We start from the raw sequence: 15,198 nt of genomic DNA, 5'->3' as shown, positions 1-15,198 counted from the left end.
CGCCAAAGCGCCTTCAATTCCATTCATAGCCGACCATTTTCGGATCAATCGGCTTTGAAGAAAGCTCATACGTCCTATGGCGCAGGAATTCCATGAGGGATTTCGCGTCACTGGCCAAAGGATGCAGAATATTGTGCCCCAATGGCTCTCCGATCGCTATTTTTACCGGCGCATCCACCCGTCGGCCAAATTCCTTGATCAGCAACCCAAGGCGCAGGGTTTGATGCATATGGCTGGCAATCTGGAACAACCGGCTGTTCTGCCCGTCAAAGAACATCGGCACCACGGTCGCCTGCGACTTCGCGATCAGACGGGCGGTAAAACTGCCCCAGCCCGGATCCATAGGCCGCGAAAACGGCCGTGCGGAGGTCGCAACCGCGCCGCCCGGAAAAATCCCGATGGCGCCGTCGTTGTTGAGGAAATCCAATGCTTCCCGCCGGGTCTGCAGATTTGTCTGCAGGGCTTCGCGCGTCTCATCAAAACTCACGGGCAGAACATATCGGTTCAATTCATCCGCCTTGCGAAACACCGAATTGGCCAGGATACGAAAATCACCCCGGGTCTGGCGCAAGACAAGACCCATCATCAGCCCGTCCAGAATACCGTAAGGGTGATTGGCAATCAGGATCAGTGGACCTTGCGACGGAATATCCGCCAGCGATCCACCCTGCACATCAAGCGACAACCCGTATCGATCGGCCATGACCTGCCAGAAATCCCGGCCCGATGCGACCTCATCCTCGTACCCATCCGCGCGTTTGATGAGCCTCAAACGCCCGGTCAGGTTTTCCATAGTTCGGATCAGCGCCCGGCCACCGCGCGTTTCTGCGGAATGTGAATAGCTGATATCCCGTGCGATATGGCGCTGTTGCGGCATGCCGTTTCCCTCAAACCTGCAAACCCGGTTCCCGGACAATTTGGGTATTACGCACTTCTACCACAGATTTGTGACAATTACTCTGCAGCTTTTGACACCTGCACCCCGCCCGCGCGGATGACCGCCAACAGTTCTTCTCGGCGCTTCGCGGCCTTGGCAGCGTTGGCTTCTTTCACCGGGCCAAACCCGCGGATTTGAAGCGGCAGTAACGCCAGAGCAACAATCGCATCATGCGTGGCGCTGTCATGCTTGGGCAGAACCTCTTTCAGATCACGTTCATATTGCTTGATCAGACCGCGTTCCATGCGCCGTTCCGATGAATAGCCGAACATATCCAGCGGCGTGCCCCGCAGGAATTTGAGCTTCGACATCAACTTCAACGGTCCGGCCATCCATGCGCCAAAGCTGCGTTTGGCAGGGCGTCCATCCGACCCGGTCTTGGACAGGATCGGCGGCGCAAGATGGAACGTCATTTTGAAATCGCCGTCAAACTCCGCCGCGGCCTTTTCTTGCGACCGAAGCAGAAGCCGGGCGACTTCGTATTCGTCTTTGTAGGCCAAGAGCTTGTGATACCCCTGTGCCACGGCGGCCTTTACGCCTTCATCTTCAACGGCACCCACGCGTTTGCGGTATCTTTTGGCGAGGCCCTTGCCTTGATACGCCACCAGATGATCCGCGCGAAAGGCGATTTTCTCTTCGGTCGATTTTGGCAACTCAACGACTGTGGGCTGCACGACGCGGGCGGCGTCTTCGGGATGTGTGGCGGTCCAGCGACCGATCTCGAATGCGCGTAGGTTTTTGGCCACAGCCGCCCCATTCAACTCAATCGCAGCCGTGATCGAGTCAAGGCTCAACGGGATCAACCCGCGTTGCCATGCGGCACCGAAAATCATCATGTTGGAGAAGATCGAGATCCCCCATGGTGATCCGCGCCAGATCCGTGGCATCGAACATCTGCACGCCGTCCTTGAGCCGCGCTTCCAGCGCCAGTTCGAGCCGGTCCGTGGGGAGCTTGAATTCCGTATCGCGGGTAAAGTCACCGGTGATGATCTCATGGCTGTTGACCACGGCTCCGGTACGGCCGCGTTTGGTCAGGCCCAGGGTCTTTGCCCCCGCGCTCACCACCAAATCGCCGCCGATCAGAGCATCACATTCCCCTGTGGCCACACGGATGGCGGCAATATCCTCCGGGCGTTCCGCCAACCGGCAATGGATATGCACGGCACCGCCCTTTTGCGCGAGGCCTGCCATTTCCATCATGCCAGCGCCCTTGCCATCAATCTGTGCGGCCTGTGCCAGCACCGCACCAATGGTCACCACACCCGTGCCCCCGACGCCGGTGATCACGACGTTATGTGTCCCGTCGATGCTGGGCAATTTGGGTTGCGGCAAATCGGGAATTTCAATCTCCGCCGTTGTTTCCTTGCGAATCTTGGCGCCTTCAAGGGTCACGAAAGACGGGCAGAACCCGTTGACGCAGCTGAAATCCTTGTTGCAGCTCGATTGGTCAATGGCCCGTTTGCGGCCCAGTTCCGTCTCAACAGGCACAATTGACACGCAATTGGACTGCGCCCCGCAATCGCCGCATCCTTCGCAGATATCCGTGTTGATAAAGACGCGTTTATCAGGGTCCGGAAACAGACCGCGTTTGCGACGGCGGCGTTTTTCCGCGGCGCAGGTCTGCACATAAACGATGGCGCTGACCCCCTCGATCTCAGACATTGATTTCTGAACACCCATCAATTCGGACCGCTCTTTGATTTCAATGCCTTGCGGGAATGACTTGATGTCGACATCCTCTTTTTCATCATAGACGACAGCAAGATGTTTCACGCCCATCGCCTTGAGTTCGGCCACAATACGCGGCGCATCCAGTCCGCCTTCGTTGGATTGGCCACCGGTCATGGCGACGGCGTCGTTGTAGAGGATCTTGTAGGTGATGTTGGTGCCCGCGGCCAAAGCCGCGCGAATGGCCTGAACGCCCGAATGGTTGTAGGTGCCGTCGCCCAGATTTTGGAACACATGCGCCCGGGTCGAAAACGGTGCCTCGCCGATCCAATTTGCGCCTTCTCCGCCCATATGGGTGAAACCGGTTGTTTCGCGGTCCATCCACTGCACCATGTAATGGCATCCGATCCCGGCATAGGCACGCGCGCCTTCTGGGATTTTCGTGGAGGAGTTATGCGGGCAACCCGAGCAGAAATAGGGTAGCCGCGAGGCGATTTCCTCGGCGTTGTCGTTTCGACGCGCGTCAGCAAGCATATCAAGGCCTGCCTTGACCCGTTCGGTCCCACGCCCTTCCTCAACCAGAATTCCGCCGAGCTTTTCGGCAATCATGATCGGGTCCAGCGCGCCACGGGTGGGAAACAGCTCTTCGCGGTGCAGCCCGCCCGTGCCGCCCTTGTACCAGCCATAGACCCGGCGACCTCGGCGATCATCAAATATTGCTTCTTTGACCTGCACTTCGATCAGCTTGCGCTTTTCTTCAACAATTACAATCAGCTCAAGGTCTTCCGCCCAGCTGTGGAAGCCTTTCATGTCCAGCGGGAAGGTTTGGCCGACCTTATAGGTTGTAATGCCCAGCCGTTCAGCCTCGGGTGCATCAATGCCCAACAGATCCAGGGCATGAACGAGGTCGAGCCAGTTTTTACCCGCCGCCACCAGCCCGATTTTCGCACCCGGTTTCCCCAGCACGCGTTTGTCCATTTTGTTGACATGGCTGAATTCTTCCGCGGCGAAGCGTTTGAAATCGATCATCCGCGTCTCTTGCAGATGCGGTGTATCGCCAAGGCGGATGTTCAAGCCACCTTCGGGCATGTCAAAATCGGGGGTCACCAGTTGCACCCGGTCGATGCTGCCATCCACCACCGATGTGGCCTCGACCGTATCTTTCATCGTCTTCAGGCCGACCCAAAGACCGGAAAAACGGCTCAGCGCGTATCCGTAGATGCCAAAATCAATGATTTCCTGCACACCCGCGGGGCTGACCACAGGCATATAGGCATCCACCAACGCCCATTCCGATTGGTGCAACACGGTCGAGGATTCGCCGGTGTGGTCATCGCCCATCGCCATCAGCACACCGCCGAATTTGCTGGTGCCCGCCATGTTGGCGTGGCGCATGACGTCACCGGACCGGTCCACACCCGGACCTTTGCCGTACCAGAGGCCGAATACGCCGTCATATTTGCCTTCGCCGCGCAATTCTGCCTGCTGGCTGCCCCAGAGCGCCGTGGCGGCCAGATCTTCGTTCAGGCCTTCGTTAAAGGTGATACTGGCCTCGCCCAGAACCTTGGCGGCGCGGGTCATCTGCATATCGACCGCGCCCAGAGGCGACCCGCGGTATCCGGTGACATAGCCGGCTGTGTTCAAGCCCGCCGCCCGATCACGTGCGGCCTGCGCCAGCATCAGTCGCACAAGCGCCTGCGTTCCGTTCAGCAAGACCGGTGATTTTTCAAGATCAAACCGATCGTTCAACGTTATCGCTTGCGTGCTCATTGCGGACCTCCCCACATGTGACCATCTTTATTGAATATAACCCCATAATAGGTCAAAATATATGACCTACCAAGCAGAATTATTGTTAACGGCCCGTGTAAGTCGCAGAATTATTTGCTATTGCGTGAGCGCGAATAGAATGACTCGAAAGTTGCGGATATGGATTGGGACAAGCTTAGAATATTTCATTCCGTTGCGGATGCTGGCAGCCTGACCCATGCGGGAGATCAGCTGCACCTGTCGCAATCTGCGGTTTCCCGTCAGATCCGGGCGCTGGAAGAATCACTCAGTGCCACGCTTTTCCACCGCCATGCCCGAGGGCTTATTCTGACCGAACAGGGTGAGCTTTTGTTTGATGCGACCCGCGCCATGATGAAGCGGCTGGATGCAGCCACGGCACGCATTCGGGATAGTGAAGAAGAGGTCTATGGCGAACTGCGTGTCACCACCACCATCGGCTTTGGCACCTTATGGCTGGCCCCGCGCCTGCCGAAACTCTATGAGAAATTCCCTGATCTCAAAATCGACCTGATGCTCGAAGAAAAGGTGCTGGACCTGCCGATGCGCGAGGCCGATATCGCGATCCGCATGAAAGAGCCGAGCCAGGCGGATCTGATCCGCAAGCGGTTGATGAGCGTGCATATGAAGCTCTATGCCGCAAAAAGCTATCTGGAGACGCATCCGGTGCCACACGCCGCAGGAGATCTGCGAGAGCACAGGTTGATCTGTCAAAACCCCCGATCCGCGCAGGTTGGCGCCGGGGCGGAATTCGTCAATGACCTGATGACGCATGACATTGAATCGCTCCTGACGGTCAATAACTACTACGGCGTCTTGCAAAGCGTTTTGAACAATCTTGGTATCGGCGTACTGCCGGATTACCTGATCAATGATTTCCCGCAGCTTGTGAATGTTCTACCAGGGGTAGAATCAGTCGAAGTACCGGTATTTTTGGCCTATCCAGAGGAATTACGGCATTCAAAACGGATTTCTGTGTTCCGCGACTTTGTGCAGGAAGAAATCGTAAATTACAGGAAAATCACAAAAAATCAGCAAGTTGCCTGATTTTTAACCGTGGTATGCACGCAACGCATACCGGCAATGCTGCGGGTGCGGCATATTTATCCTTGAACGACTCACTTTGGGTGCCTAATTCAACCCATGACGGTGATAGCCGCGAGGCGGTCACCATCATACCTCCCTGTTGGACTAAGGCCGAGCTTTTGCTCGGCCCTTTTTTTGCGCAAGCGCCCGGCCTCTGCGTTGCGTCCTGAACCTGCGTGAATTACGCATCCTTATGACCACCACCGTGATCCGCCCGCCTCTTTTGTCCGAGTTGGACGCCTTGTCGGCGCTGCAACTCCGGTCGAAGGCGCATTGGGGCTATGACGCTGCATTCATGGCGGCCTGCGCCGAGGAGCTGACGCTGCGCCCGGACGACCTGACGACAACAGCACTCGCCGTGGCCGAGCAAAATGGCCAGCTGGCCGGTGTGGCGCAGGTTGGCCCCGACGGTGACGATGCTGACCTGATGGGCATGTTTGTTGATCCCCCCTTTATTGGCAGGGGCATTGGCACGCTACTTTTTGAGTGGGCGGTTGCCGCGGCACGGGAGATTTCGCACACGCGCCTTGTGATCGTGGCCGAACCCAAGGCAGCCGCGTTTTACGAGCGCGTTGGAGCCCGCCCTGTCGGGACCGCGCCGTCCGGATCCATCCCCGGTCGGGTGCTTCCGCTTCTGGAATACCCTCTCGGGTAGCTGGTGGCTCAAAGCACAGGAATGTCGCGCGCGGCCATCGGCGATAACAGGCGCGGCCCGGCATCGGTGATCACGATATTTTCCTCATGGACCATGAGCATGCCGTTTTCGGTTTCCGTTCCCGGCTCCAGCGTGATGACCATACCCGGCTGCAGAATGGTGTGATCCTTTGCTGTCAGGGACAGTCCTTCGGTCAGTTGCATACCAAGCCCGTGGCCAAGCCTGCCCGCCCCCTCACCGCCACCCGCGATATCAGCCATGGCCTTCCAGACATCGCTGGCACGGGCACCGACACGCGACGCCTCAAGCCCGGCTTCTGTTGCCTCGATCAGGCGCTGATGACCAGATTGAGCGGCGTCACGGGCATGACCAATCGCAAAATTACGATCAAAGTCGCAGAAATACCCATCCAGCACTGCGCCTGTATCCAGCATCAACACATCACCAGCGACAAGCGGCGTGTCTGTTGCTGGCGAGATAACGTCACCATATCCCCCCTGTCCGGCGCCCCCCGACAGGTACGGTACCCAATCCGCGCCTTCCTCCAGCAACAACCGCTGGAAATTGCGGAAGACCTGCGCCAAGGGCGTACCCGCGCCAGCGATTTCACCCATCCGGCCAAAGGCACGGCCCGCAATCGTGCAAATCGCGGCAATCTTTTCGATTTCGGCGTCCGATTTGATCATGCGCAGCGCCGCAACGATGCCGCGATCATCCGTGAAAGGCAGCCCGCAGGCTGTTTTGACCCGGTCAAAATCAATCAGCGGCATCCGAAGGTGGCTTTCCGGACCGGAGGGCACGCCAATCTTACCCTCCGCAGCCACCTCGCGCAGCGTAGCGGCCAGCAGGGTCACACCGTCATCCGCCGGATCAGGGGCAGACCAGGTCCGGATATCGTCAATCCAGGTGCGGCCCATCAAGGCCGCGCCGATCGACGGGATCACCGCAATGGGTTTACCGCTGGCCGGAACCACCAGAAACCAAGGCCGGCTCGGGCTTTCCCAGAACCGGGTCAGATAGCCGGTGAAGTAGCGGATTTCCGGCTCGGTTGTCAGAAGAATGGCGCTCAGGCCAGTGTCGCTCATTCTGGTTTGAGCCATCGTCAACCGTGTCTGGAATTCGCTCTCCGGAAACCCCGTCATTGTATCTCAGGCCTCCTCGCTGATGAAACACAGCACACGCGCATCCGCAGGCAGATCCATCGCCAGCGTCGCGGCCAGTCCGGCCCCGCCCGACGTGGTGGTGGCCGCGTCCTGATCGGCAAGCACCGGCAACACGGCAAAGCCTTCTTCTTCGCTGATGGTCACAAACTGATCCGCATCGCGCGCCAGACCGTTGAGCGCAATGAGCGACGGCTCCTTGCAATCAAGCCGCCCCATGTCTGAAACCGGCCCCTCGGTATTGACGCATTTGCCTTCCCGCGCACTGACCTGCAACGCAGGGGCAAATTCGGGCTCGACCACGATGATCTGAGGTGCGTCGCCCCACACTTTGCGGAAATAGGCGGCGCAGGCCCCGGCCAACCCGCCCACACCGGCCTGCAGAAAGATATGCGTCGGTGGCTCGGGCATTTGCCTTTCGGCCTCTGCCGCCATGACCAGATAGCCTTCCATCAACCGATGCGGGATGTCGAAATACCCGGGCCAGGACGTGTCCGACAAGATGGTCCAGCCGTTTTTATGCGCGGCGTCCATCGCGGCGGTCATGCTGCCCTCGTAATCCGAACCGGCGCGGACCACGTCAGCACCAAGATCGCGCAGACGCTCGGCAAACCCTTCGGGCACGGTTTCGGAAAGGTATATCACTGCTTTGGCCCCAAAGGCCTTGGCCCCCGCCGCAATGGAGAGGCCGTGATTACCCGCGCTGGAGCTGACAAAGGTTTCGCCCGCCAGGACATTTGTGAGATCAGATTTGCCGGTGGCCGCCGCTTGATGCGCGATCACGTAAGCAGCACCCAGGGCCTTGAAACTGCCCAGACCCATGCGCTGGCGTTCATCCTTGGCCCAAACCTGCGCGCCCAGCCCATCGATCCGCAGCATCGGCGTCTCATTCGCCGCCGGGCATCGGGTCAGCAGGCCTGTGGGCGCAGCCGCATCCACACTGGGATAGGGCGCGCCGCTCAGAATTTCATCAGACAGGCCTTTGCCCCGCCATGGGTTCTGCAGGTTTTCCATGATCTCTCCCTCATTTGGCGCGACTGAAACCGATACGCTCAAAATGGTCAAGCATCATGGCGACAGGGCCTTTCCCAACGGCCAGCAATACCCTAAAGAGACGCCAACGGAACACGTGGGGGATTCCATTCAGATGCAGGACCCGGCAATCACGCCCGAGCTGATCGAGGCCCATGGCCTCAAGCCCGACGAATACGCGCGCATCCTTGAGATCATCGGACGCGAGCCGAGCTTTACCGAGCTTGGGATATTCTCGGCGATGTGGAATGAGCATTGCTCCTACAAATCCTCCAAGAAATGGCTGCGGACACTGCCTACCGAAGGCCCACAGGTGATTTGCGGGCCCGGTGAAAACGCGGGCATCGTCGATATCGGTGACGGCCAATGCGTTGTTTTCAAAATGGAAAGCCACAACCACCCCAGCTATATCGAACCCTACCAGGGGGCGGCCACCGGCGTGGGGGGCATTCTGCGCGATGTCTTCACCATGGGCGCGCGGCCCATCGCGGCGATGAACTCGCTCAGCTTTGGGGAGCCATCGCATCCCAAGACCCGCCAGCTGGTGCATGGCGTGGTGGCCGGTGTGGGCGGGTATGGCAATTGCTTCGGCGTGCCCACGGCAGGCGGCGAAGTCCGGTTCGACAAGGCCTATAACGGCAATTGTTTGGTCAATGCCTTTGCGGCAGGCCTCGCAGATACGGACGCGATTTTTTATTCAGCGGCATCGGGCGTCGGCATGCCCGTGGTCTATCTGGGCGCCAAGACCGGTCGCGACGGCGTGGGCGGGGCCACCATGGCCAGCGCTGAATTTGATGACAGTATCGAAGAAAAGCGCCCCACGGTGCAGGTCGGTGACCCGTTCACCGAAAAGCGCCTTATGGAGGCGACGTTGGAACTGATGGCCACCGGTGCGGTGATTTCGATTCAGGATATGGGGGCCGCGGGCCTGACATGTTCTGCGGTGGAAATGGGCGACAAGGGTGGTCTGGGCGTCAAACTTTCGCTGGAAGACGTGCCGCAGCGCGAAGAAGACATGACCGCCTACGAGATGATGCTCTCGGAATCGCAAGAACGCATGTTGATGGTCCTGAAGCCTGAGCTTGAGGCCGAAGCCCGCGCCGTGTTCGAAAAATGGGACCTCGATTTCGCCATCGTGGGCGAGACCATCGCCGAAGATCGCTTCCTGATCCTGCACCATAATGAGGTCAAGGCCGACCTGCCGCTGTCGAAACTGAGCTCCACCGCACCGGAATATGATCGCCCTTGGGAAGAAACACCCGCTGCTGCCGCGCTTGATCCAACAAGCGTTGCGCCGGTTGATCCGATCGACGGGCTCAAGGCGCTGATCGGATCCGCCAACTATTCGTCGCGCGAATGGGTGTTCGAGCAATATGACACGATGGTGATGGCCGATACCGCCCGTACGCCCGGTCTGGGTTCGGGTCTGGTGCGCGTGCATGGCACTGATAAGTTGTTGGCCTTCACCTCAGACGTGACGCCGCGCTATGTGCAAGCCAACCCGGTTGAGGGCGGCAAACAGGCCGTGGCCGAGGCCTATCGCAATCTGACCGCCGTGGGCGCCCTGCCCCTTGCCTCCACCGACAACATGAATTTTGGCAATCCTGAAAAGCCGCAGATCATGGGGCAGTTTGTGGGCGCGATCAAAGGCATCGGTCAAGCGGTTGCCGCCCTTGATATGCCCATCGTGTCGGGCAACGTGTCGCTTTATAATGAAACCGACGGTGCTGCGATCCTGCCCACGCCGACGATTGGTGCGGTTGGCCTGATCGAAGCGTCGGGTGATGCCATCACCGGACAGGCGCAGGACGGGCATGTCGCCCTGCTGGTCGGAGAAACCGCGGGCCATCTGGGGCAATCCGCCCTGCTGGCCGAAATGCATGGCCGTGCCGAAGGCGACGCGCCGCCTGTCGATCTGGACACAGAAAAACGCAACGGTGATTTCATTCGCACCCACCATGCCCGGATCGGTGCCTGCACGGACCTGTCGGATGGTGGTCTGGCGCTGGCTGCGTTTGAGCTGGCCGAAGCGGCGGGTATGGGTGTGACAATCGACAGTGAGGATACTGCTACGCTTTTTGGGGAAGATCAGGCGCGCTATCTGATTGCCGCGTCGCCCGAGGATGCCGCAGCCCTGACCGATGCGGCCAAGACGGCAGGCGTCCCGGTGGCGCAGGTAGGTCGGTTTGCCGGTGACACGGTCGCGTTTGGCGCCTCATCCGCGCCGCTTGCCGATTTGTCGGGCGTTTTCCGCAGCACATTCGGCGCGATCTTCGACTGAACTTTTGATCACATTTGTATCAGGGGCATAGCGCGGCTGAAACGCGCATGTCAGGTTGGGGCCAGACCTGAAAGGATGTCCCTATGCTTCGAATGCTCGCTGCCTTTTGCCTGACCCTTTTGCCATTCATGGCAACAGCGCAGGAAAGCACCCCCGAAACTGCGCCGGAAATCGCACCGGACGCCGCCCCGGAAACCCCTGAGGCTGAGGTTGTGCTTGAACCGCCGATGACGCTTGAAACCCTGAACGAGATCATCATGGCGCTCGATCCTGAAGCCAAGAGCGATGGTCGCGTGTGGCAGCTGAAAATCGGCGACGCGGCGGTATTGATCGTGACGGATGAAGCGGCGGACCGTATGCGGGCCATGTCGCCCGTACGAAACGCCGACGGGCTGACACAAGAAGACCTTCTGCGCATGATGCAGGCAAATTTCGATACCGCACTGGACGCGCGCTACGCGGTTGCGCAGGGCATTCTCTGGGCCACGTTTATTCACCCTCTGTCACCCCTGGAAAAAGATGAATTCATTTCCGGGCTGGGGCAAACGGTCAATCTGGCGCAATCCTATGGCACGCTTTATTCCGGCGGTGGGTTGCAATTTGGCGGCGGTGACAGCGGCGCGATCCAACGCCAGTTGATCGAAGATTTGCTGAAGAAGGGCGAAGAGATCTGAACTATGGCTCACGTCTGACACCTTGCGCTTGCCCGGCGTGCACTCTACATCATGAGATACGTACCAAGGAGGGCTCGGATGGCCATTCTCGCCACAGACATCGAAGCGTTGATCCGCGAAACTTTTCCCAATGCACAGATCACCGTTCAGGGGGATGATGGGGCACATTTCGCGGCAGAGGTGATCGACGAGAGCTTTCGCGGCAAAAATCGCGTCCAGCAACAGCGCGCCGTTTACGCGGCCCTCAAGGGCAAAATGGACGGGCCTGCGGGCGAAGTACATGCCCTGGCACTGACAACGAAAGCACCTGACTGATGGACATCTCCGTGCTAATCATCAGTGCGTTGATCGTGCTGGCCGTCGGTGCGCTGGCCCGTATGGGCAAGAGCAAAAGCATCAAGCTGCGCGGCAGCGAACCCGGCAAGGGATACCATACCCTGACCGCTGACTACCAATCCGGCATGGGCGGCGGACATGTCACAACGTGGAAAGTGCCACGTGACCCGCAGGAATATGCCAGAAGTTTCGTACCAAAGGACAAATCGAAATGACCGACGCCAAAACCCAGATCGAAGAAACCGTAAAAGCCAATGACGTGGTGCTGTTTATGAAAGGCACCAAGGACATGCCGCAATGCGGGTTCTCGAGCCGTGTCGCGGGTGTGCTGAACTTTATGGGCATCGAATTTTCCGATATCAATGTACTGGCCGATGACGCCATCCGTCAGGGCATCAAGGATTATTCAGACTGGCCCACCATCCCACAGCTTTATGTAAAGGGCGAGTTTGTGGGCGGCTGCGATATCATCACCGAGATGACGTTGTCGGGTGAGTTGGACACACTGTTTGAAGAAAATGGCGTGGCCTTTGACAAGGAAGCGGCGGACAAGATCCGCGAAGCCAACGCCTGATCCCGAGCAACCGGGCATGATTTTGGGGCGTCGCGATCACCTCGCGGCGCCCTTATTTTATGGCAGGCGTGCTGTTCCACATCGCGGCCTCAAACCCGTATCCGGCCAGTAGTGAGCCGATCACGGCCAGCACCAGATAGAGCAGGAACGGCGGCAGACGCAGCACCGGGAAAATTGCCATCGCTCCCCAGATGCTGACCACCCCGCCCGACACCAGGAACGCCATTGCGGCCCCGTTGGACATGCCGTGATCAATCAGGGCCCGCGTTAACGGCAGGGCGGCGTAGCCATCCACATAGGCCGGAGCGCCCACAAAAACCGCCAGCGGTATGGCCCAGCTCTGATCCCGCCCGACATAGGCGCTCAGCGCTTCGGGCTGCAGCAGCGCGTTCAACAGATGCTCGGCCGCGAATGCCGGGATCAAGCAAATCAGAATAAGTCTTGTGGTCGCCCGCATCTGGCGGAAAAACAGGTCACGCCTCTCCGCATCGCGCCAAATCGCAGCAACATAGGGCATGTCGCAGCCACATCGCGACGCAATGATCCGACCGACAAACCCGTTTTCGCGCAAGGGGCTGATCGCCCAACCGGCCCGCGCAAAAACGAGTGTCACAGCGCCCCCCAACAGGCCCAGACAAAACGCGGCTGTGGTTTTGCCCGCGGCAAAACTTACGCCCAATGTGGCTGCTGTCGTGGCCAGCATGGCCGGATCCGTGACCGGAGATGACAGCCAAAAAGCCATCACCGGAGCCAAAGGCACGCCCCCTGCCAACAGCCCGGCCATCAGCGGGAGCACGGTTACACCGCAGACCGGTGTGACCGCGCCGATGGCCGATGCTGCCAGAATGGCGCGGCCCATGCGCCCCTCAAGAGCCTTTGCGATCCGGCTGTCGGCCCCGCTTGCGATGATCCATGCGGCCAGCAAGATGCCCGGGATCACCAGCGGCGCGATCACCACCATGCTGTAGGCCACGAACTTTGCCGTGTCCCAAACCGCAGCGGGCCAAATGGCGGTGGCACCGGCCAACAGGCTTGCAGCCACGATCATCCAAAGGGGTCGGGACGGTGTGGTGGTTTGTGTCTGGTCACTCATTTTGCAGTCCTTGTATCCTCTGGCTGGCAAAATGCGCACCTTTAAGATAAAAGAAAAACGAATAGATTATAATTCAGACATGAGTTTTCCAAATGCCTCAACTGGACAGTGACCTTCTGCGCACATTTCTGGCTGTTTCCGAAACCGGCAGCATCACGCTTGGCGCGGAACGTATCGGGCGCACGCAATCTGCCGCCAGTCTTCAGGTCAAACGTCTGGAAGACACGTTGGGCCAACCGCTCTTTGAGCGACATGGGCGTGGTGTCACCCTAACGCCGATGGGGGAACGTCTGCTGCCAACCGCGCAACAGGTCACAACGACGCTGGAAACCACGCTGAGGCAATTGCGCGCCGATTCTTTGGACGGTCGATTACGTCTCGGCGTGCCGGACGATCACAGCCACGACACCTTGGCACAGATTATTGCCGCCTTTGCCCAATCACACCCGGCGGTCGAATTGGACGTCACCTGTGATCTGAGCGCGCGTTTCCCTGATATGTTGGCCGAGGGCACGCTTGATCTGGCCATCTACGAGGTTGAAACCCCCGCCCCGACAGATCTCGTGCTTTGGCAGGATCAAACCCAATGGGTCACGTCGCGCCACCACGATCTTTTGTCGCGCGATTTTTTGCCCGTTGCCCTGTTTGATCGCGATTGCTGGTGGCGGGATGCGGCCCTTGGTGCATTGGCCGCGATGAACAGGCCCTACCGTGTGCTCTATTCAAGCCAATCGGTGCAAGGCATCACGGCTGCGGTTGAGGCGGGCGTTGCGGTGGCGCTGTTGAGCAGCAATGCGCTGAGCCAACAGATTATCGCTCTGGGTCCGGAGGATGGGTTTCCGGAGATGCCAAAATCCAATCTGATCCTGAAAACGGCAGGGCCCGAAACACCTGCCCTGCGCAGCATCACTGCCGCCATCTGTCAAGCCTTCGAAAATCGCGCCCGTTAACCGGCGACCTTGCCATCCACGGTTTCGGCCAGCGCTTCAGCGCGTGCGGCAATTTCGGCCAGCGTGTCGGTGACATGGGCCGGGACAACCGGCACTTCGACCCGCTCCGCATCCGGACGCGGCGCGCTGCGCAATTGCTCCAGCTCGGCCTCTTTTTCAGCCATGCGATTTTCAGCGTCACGCAACTTGTCCTGCACGCCTGCGGTCTTGTCCGCCAGCATCAGACCCGCCATCAACAGCATCCGCGCTTCGGGGATACGTCCGATTTGTGCGGCCAGAACACCGGCCTCTTCGTCCAGCATCTTTGCGGCGGAGTGCAGGTAATGCTCTTCGCCTTCCTGACAGGCCACATCAAAGCTGCGGCCGCCGATTTCTATCGTAACTTCGGGCATTACGCATCCTCCGCTTGGCTGGTCTCGGCATGTTTGGCACCCGTGATCAGCGCCGACAGATCCGACATAACAACATCGGCCTCGGCGCGGTCCGCGGCCCGGGCAGCGCGCAGGCCTTCCAGTTCCGCCAGCATGGATTTGTTGATCAGATGAGGCTCGGCCACGCCAGCTTCATTGGCCTCGCGCAGCGCCTGATTGTTTTCTCGCAATTGTTGATTGGCCTTGCGCAGGGACTGCAATTCACTGTCCAGCTTGCGCATCGCATCTGCCTGTGCCGCGCGGGCGCTGTCTTCGGCTTCGGCGCGTTCCCGCTGTTTATGACTCAACGCGCGCAGGCGTTCCTCCAGCTGCGCACTGGCCAGCTTTTCGTCTTCGAGTTCCTTGCGCAGCGCATCCATTTCGGCCGCATCCACGCCGCCGCCCTGTGACATGCCGTCCAGGCCCTGCCCGATCCGGTCCAATGCGCCTGTGATACGACGCTCAAGCTCATCAATCTGGCTCATTGCCACAACCCCCTCAACTCTCTGTCCCACCCGCGCCGCGAATCGCGACACGCTTGATTTGATCCTAAG

At 59.2% G+C, this 15,198-nt stretch carries 14 protein-coding genes and 1 pseudogene; 8 read left to right on the top strand and 7 right to left on the bottom strand.

Annotated elements, in window-relative coordinates; genetic code table 11:
* Positions 1–13: 13 nt before the first annotated feature.
* Complete coding sequence (locus tag ACZ1HJ_RS13300; protein WP_472719139.1) at positions 14–877, bottom strand: lysophospholipid acyltransferase family protein; 864 nt, start codon at positions 875–877, stop codon at positions 14–16.
* Between the two features lie 77 nt (positions 878–954).
* A pseudogene (locus ACZ1HJ_RS13295) lies at positions 955–4,375 on the bottom strand (indolepyruvate ferredoxin oxidoreductase family protein).
* A 159-nt stretch (positions 4,376–4,534) separates the two neighbouring features.
* Here ACZ1HJ_RS13295 and ACZ1HJ_RS13290 point away from each other — a divergent pair.
* Together ACZ1HJ_RS13290 and ACZ1HJ_RS13285 are read left to right on the top strand one after the other, a co-directional pair.
* Positions 4,535–5,440 carry a LysR family transcriptional regulator gene (locus ACZ1HJ_RS13290; protein WP_472719138.1) on the top strand — a complete coding sequence of 302 codons (906 nt, stop codon included), beginning with the start codon at positions 4,535–4,537 and terminating at the stop codon, positions 5,438–5,440.
* Between the two features lie 244 nt (positions 5,441–5,684).
* The gene (locus ACZ1HJ_RS13285) at positions 5,685–6,134 is read left to right on the top strand and encodes a GNAT family N-acetyltransferase (RefSeq protein ID WP_472719137.1); all 450 of its coding nucleotides are present in this window, start codon (positions 5,685–5,687) and stop codon (positions 6,132–6,134) included.
* A gap of 8 nt (positions 6,135–6,142) precedes the next feature.
* On the opposite strand, the gene ACZ1HJ_RS13280 is transcribed toward ACZ1HJ_RS13285, so the two are convergent.
* Both ACZ1HJ_RS13280 and ACZ1HJ_RS13275 read right to left on the bottom strand, forming a co-directional pair.
* Entirely contained in the window at positions 6,143–7,276 is a 1,134-nt protein-coding gene (locus ACZ1HJ_RS13280) for a M24 family metallopeptidase (protein WP_472719136.1), read from the bottom strand.
* A gap of 6 nt (positions 7,277–7,282) precedes the next feature.
* A complete protein-coding gene (locus ACZ1HJ_RS13275) occupies positions 7,283–8,308 on the bottom strand; it encodes a pyridoxal-phosphate dependent enzyme (RefSeq protein ID WP_472719135.1) in 1,026 nt (341 codons plus the stop codon).
* A gap of 133 nt (positions 8,309–8,441) precedes the next feature.
* Between ACZ1HJ_RS13275 and purL the strand changes: the two genes are divergently transcribed.
* From purL to grxD, 5 genes are all read left to right on the top strand, one after another.
* A complete protein-coding gene (gene purL, locus ACZ1HJ_RS13270) occupies positions 8,442–10,607 on the top strand; it encodes a phosphoribosylformylglycinamidine synthase subunit PurL (RefSeq protein ID WP_472722211.1) in 2,166 nt (721 codons plus the stop codon).
* An 83-nt stretch (positions 10,608–10,690) separates the two neighbouring features.
* A complete protein-coding gene (locus tag ACZ1HJ_RS13265; protein ID WP_472719134.1) occupies positions 10,691–11,281 on the top strand; it encodes a type III secretion system chaperone family protein in 591 nt (196 codons plus the stop codon).
* Between the two features lie 78 nt (positions 11,282–11,359).
* Positions 11,360–11,596, top strand: a complete 237-nt coding sequence (locus ACZ1HJ_RS13260; protein ID WP_472719133.1) for a BolA/IbaG family iron-sulfur metabolism protein — start codon at positions 11,360–11,362, stop codon at positions 11,594–11,596.
* 11 nt (positions 11,597–11,607) lie between these two features.
* On the top strand, positions 11,608–11,832 hold the full coding sequence (locus ACZ1HJ_RS13255; protein WP_472719132.1) for a hypothetical protein: 225 nt from the start codon (positions 11,608–11,610) through the stop codon (positions 11,830–11,832).
* The gene (gene grxD, locus ACZ1HJ_RS13250; RefSeq protein ID WP_472719131.1) at positions 11,829–12,191 is read left to right on the top strand and encodes a Grx4 family monothiol glutaredoxin; all 363 of its coding nucleotides are present in this window, start codon (positions 11,829–11,831) and stop codon (positions 12,189–12,191) included. Before ACZ1HJ_RS13255 ends, grxD begins: the two co-directional genes overlap by 4 nt.
* A 52-nt stretch (positions 12,192–12,243) precedes the next feature.
* On the opposite strand, the gene ACZ1HJ_RS13245 is transcribed toward grxD, so the two are convergent.
* A complete protein-coding gene (locus ACZ1HJ_RS13245) occupies positions 12,244–13,284 on the bottom strand; it encodes a permease (protein ID WP_472719130.1) in 1,041 nt (346 codons plus the stop codon).
* Positions 13,285–13,376: 92 nt separating this feature from the next.
* Here ACZ1HJ_RS13245 and ACZ1HJ_RS13240 point away from each other — a divergent pair, with 92 nt between their 5' ends.
* On the top strand, positions 13,377–14,234 hold the full coding sequence (locus tag ACZ1HJ_RS13240) for a LysR family transcriptional regulator (RefSeq protein ID WP_472719129.1): 858 nt from the start codon (positions 13,377–13,379) through the stop codon (positions 14,232–14,234).
* Here the strand turns inward: ACZ1HJ_RS13240 and ACZ1HJ_RS13235 are convergent.
* Together ACZ1HJ_RS13235 and ACZ1HJ_RS13230 are read right to left on the bottom strand one after the other, a co-directional pair.
* Positions 14,231–14,626 (bottom strand): cell division protein ZapA, encoded by a 396-nt coding sequence (locus ACZ1HJ_RS13235; RefSeq protein WP_472719128.1) that lies wholly within the window; start codon positions 14,624–14,626, stop codon positions 14,231–14,233. The two genes, ACZ1HJ_RS13240 and ACZ1HJ_RS13235, sit on opposite strands and share 4 nt — an antisense overlap.
* The gene (locus tag ACZ1HJ_RS13230) at positions 14,626–15,129 is read right to left on the bottom strand and encodes a hypothetical protein (protein WP_472719127.1); all 504 of its coding nucleotides are present in this window, start codon (positions 15,127–15,129) and stop codon (positions 14,626–14,628) included. The genes ACZ1HJ_RS13235 and ACZ1HJ_RS13230 overlap by 1 nt, the downstream gene beginning before the upstream one ends.
* Positions 15,130–15,198 lie beyond the last annotated feature (69 nt).

It is taken from the genome of Roseovarius sp. JB2-10, from assembly GCF_055693585.1.
Note: the sequence above shows the minus strand (reverse complement) of the source record. Positions and strands in the feature narration are given on the sequence as shown.

What these genes read in the sequence shown, in the direction of transcription:
- ACZ1HJ_RS13265 (WP_472719134.1), top strand. Translation starts at nt 10,691, where the DNA reads ATGCTTCGAATGCTCGCTGCCTTTTGCCTGACCCTTTTGCCATTCATG.
- ACZ1HJ_RS13245 (WP_472719130.1), bottom strand. Translation starts at nt 13,284, where the DNA reads ATGAGTGACCAGACACAAACCACCACACCGTCCCGACCCCTTTGGATG.
- ACZ1HJ_RS13280 (WP_472719136.1), bottom strand. Translation starts at nt 7,276, where the DNA reads ATGACGGGGTTTCCGGAGAGCGAATTCCAGACACGGTTGACGATGGCT.
- purL (WP_472722211.1), top strand. Translation starts at nt 8,442, where the DNA reads ATGCAGGACCCGGCAATCACGCCCGAGCTGATCGAGGCCCATGGCCTC.
- ACZ1HJ_RS13290 (WP_472719138.1), top strand. Translation starts at nt 4,535, where the DNA reads ATGGATTGGGACAAGCTTAGAATATTTCATTCCGTTGCGGATGCTGGC.
- ACZ1HJ_RS13260 (WP_472719133.1), top strand. Translation starts at nt 11,360, where the DNA reads ATGGCCATTCTCGCCACAGACATCGAAGCGTTGATCCGCGAAACTTTT.
- ACZ1HJ_RS13235 (WP_472719128.1), bottom strand. Translation starts at nt 14,626, where the DNA reads ATGCCCGAAGTTACGATAGAAATCGGCGGCCGCAGCTTTGATGTGGCC.
- grxD (WP_472719131.1), top strand. Translation starts at nt 11,829, where the DNA reads ATGACCGACGCCAAAACCCAGATCGAAGAAACCGTAAAAGCCAATGAC.
- ACZ1HJ_RS13300 (WP_472719139.1), bottom strand. Translation starts at nt 877, where the DNA reads ATGCCGCAACAGCGCCATATCGCACGGGATATCAGCTATTCACATTCC.
- ACZ1HJ_RS13275 (WP_472719135.1), bottom strand. Translation starts at nt 8,308, where the DNA reads ATGGAAAACCTGCAGAACCCATGGCGGGGCAAAGGCCTGTCTGATGAA.
- ACZ1HJ_RS13240 (WP_472719129.1), top strand. Translation starts at nt 13,377, where the DNA reads ATGCCTCAACTGGACAGTGACCTTCTGCGCACATTTCTGGCTGTTTCC.
- ACZ1HJ_RS13230 (WP_472719127.1), bottom strand. Translation starts at nt 15,129, where the DNA reads ATGAGCCAGATTGATGAGCTTGAGCGTCGTATCACAGGCGCATTGGAC.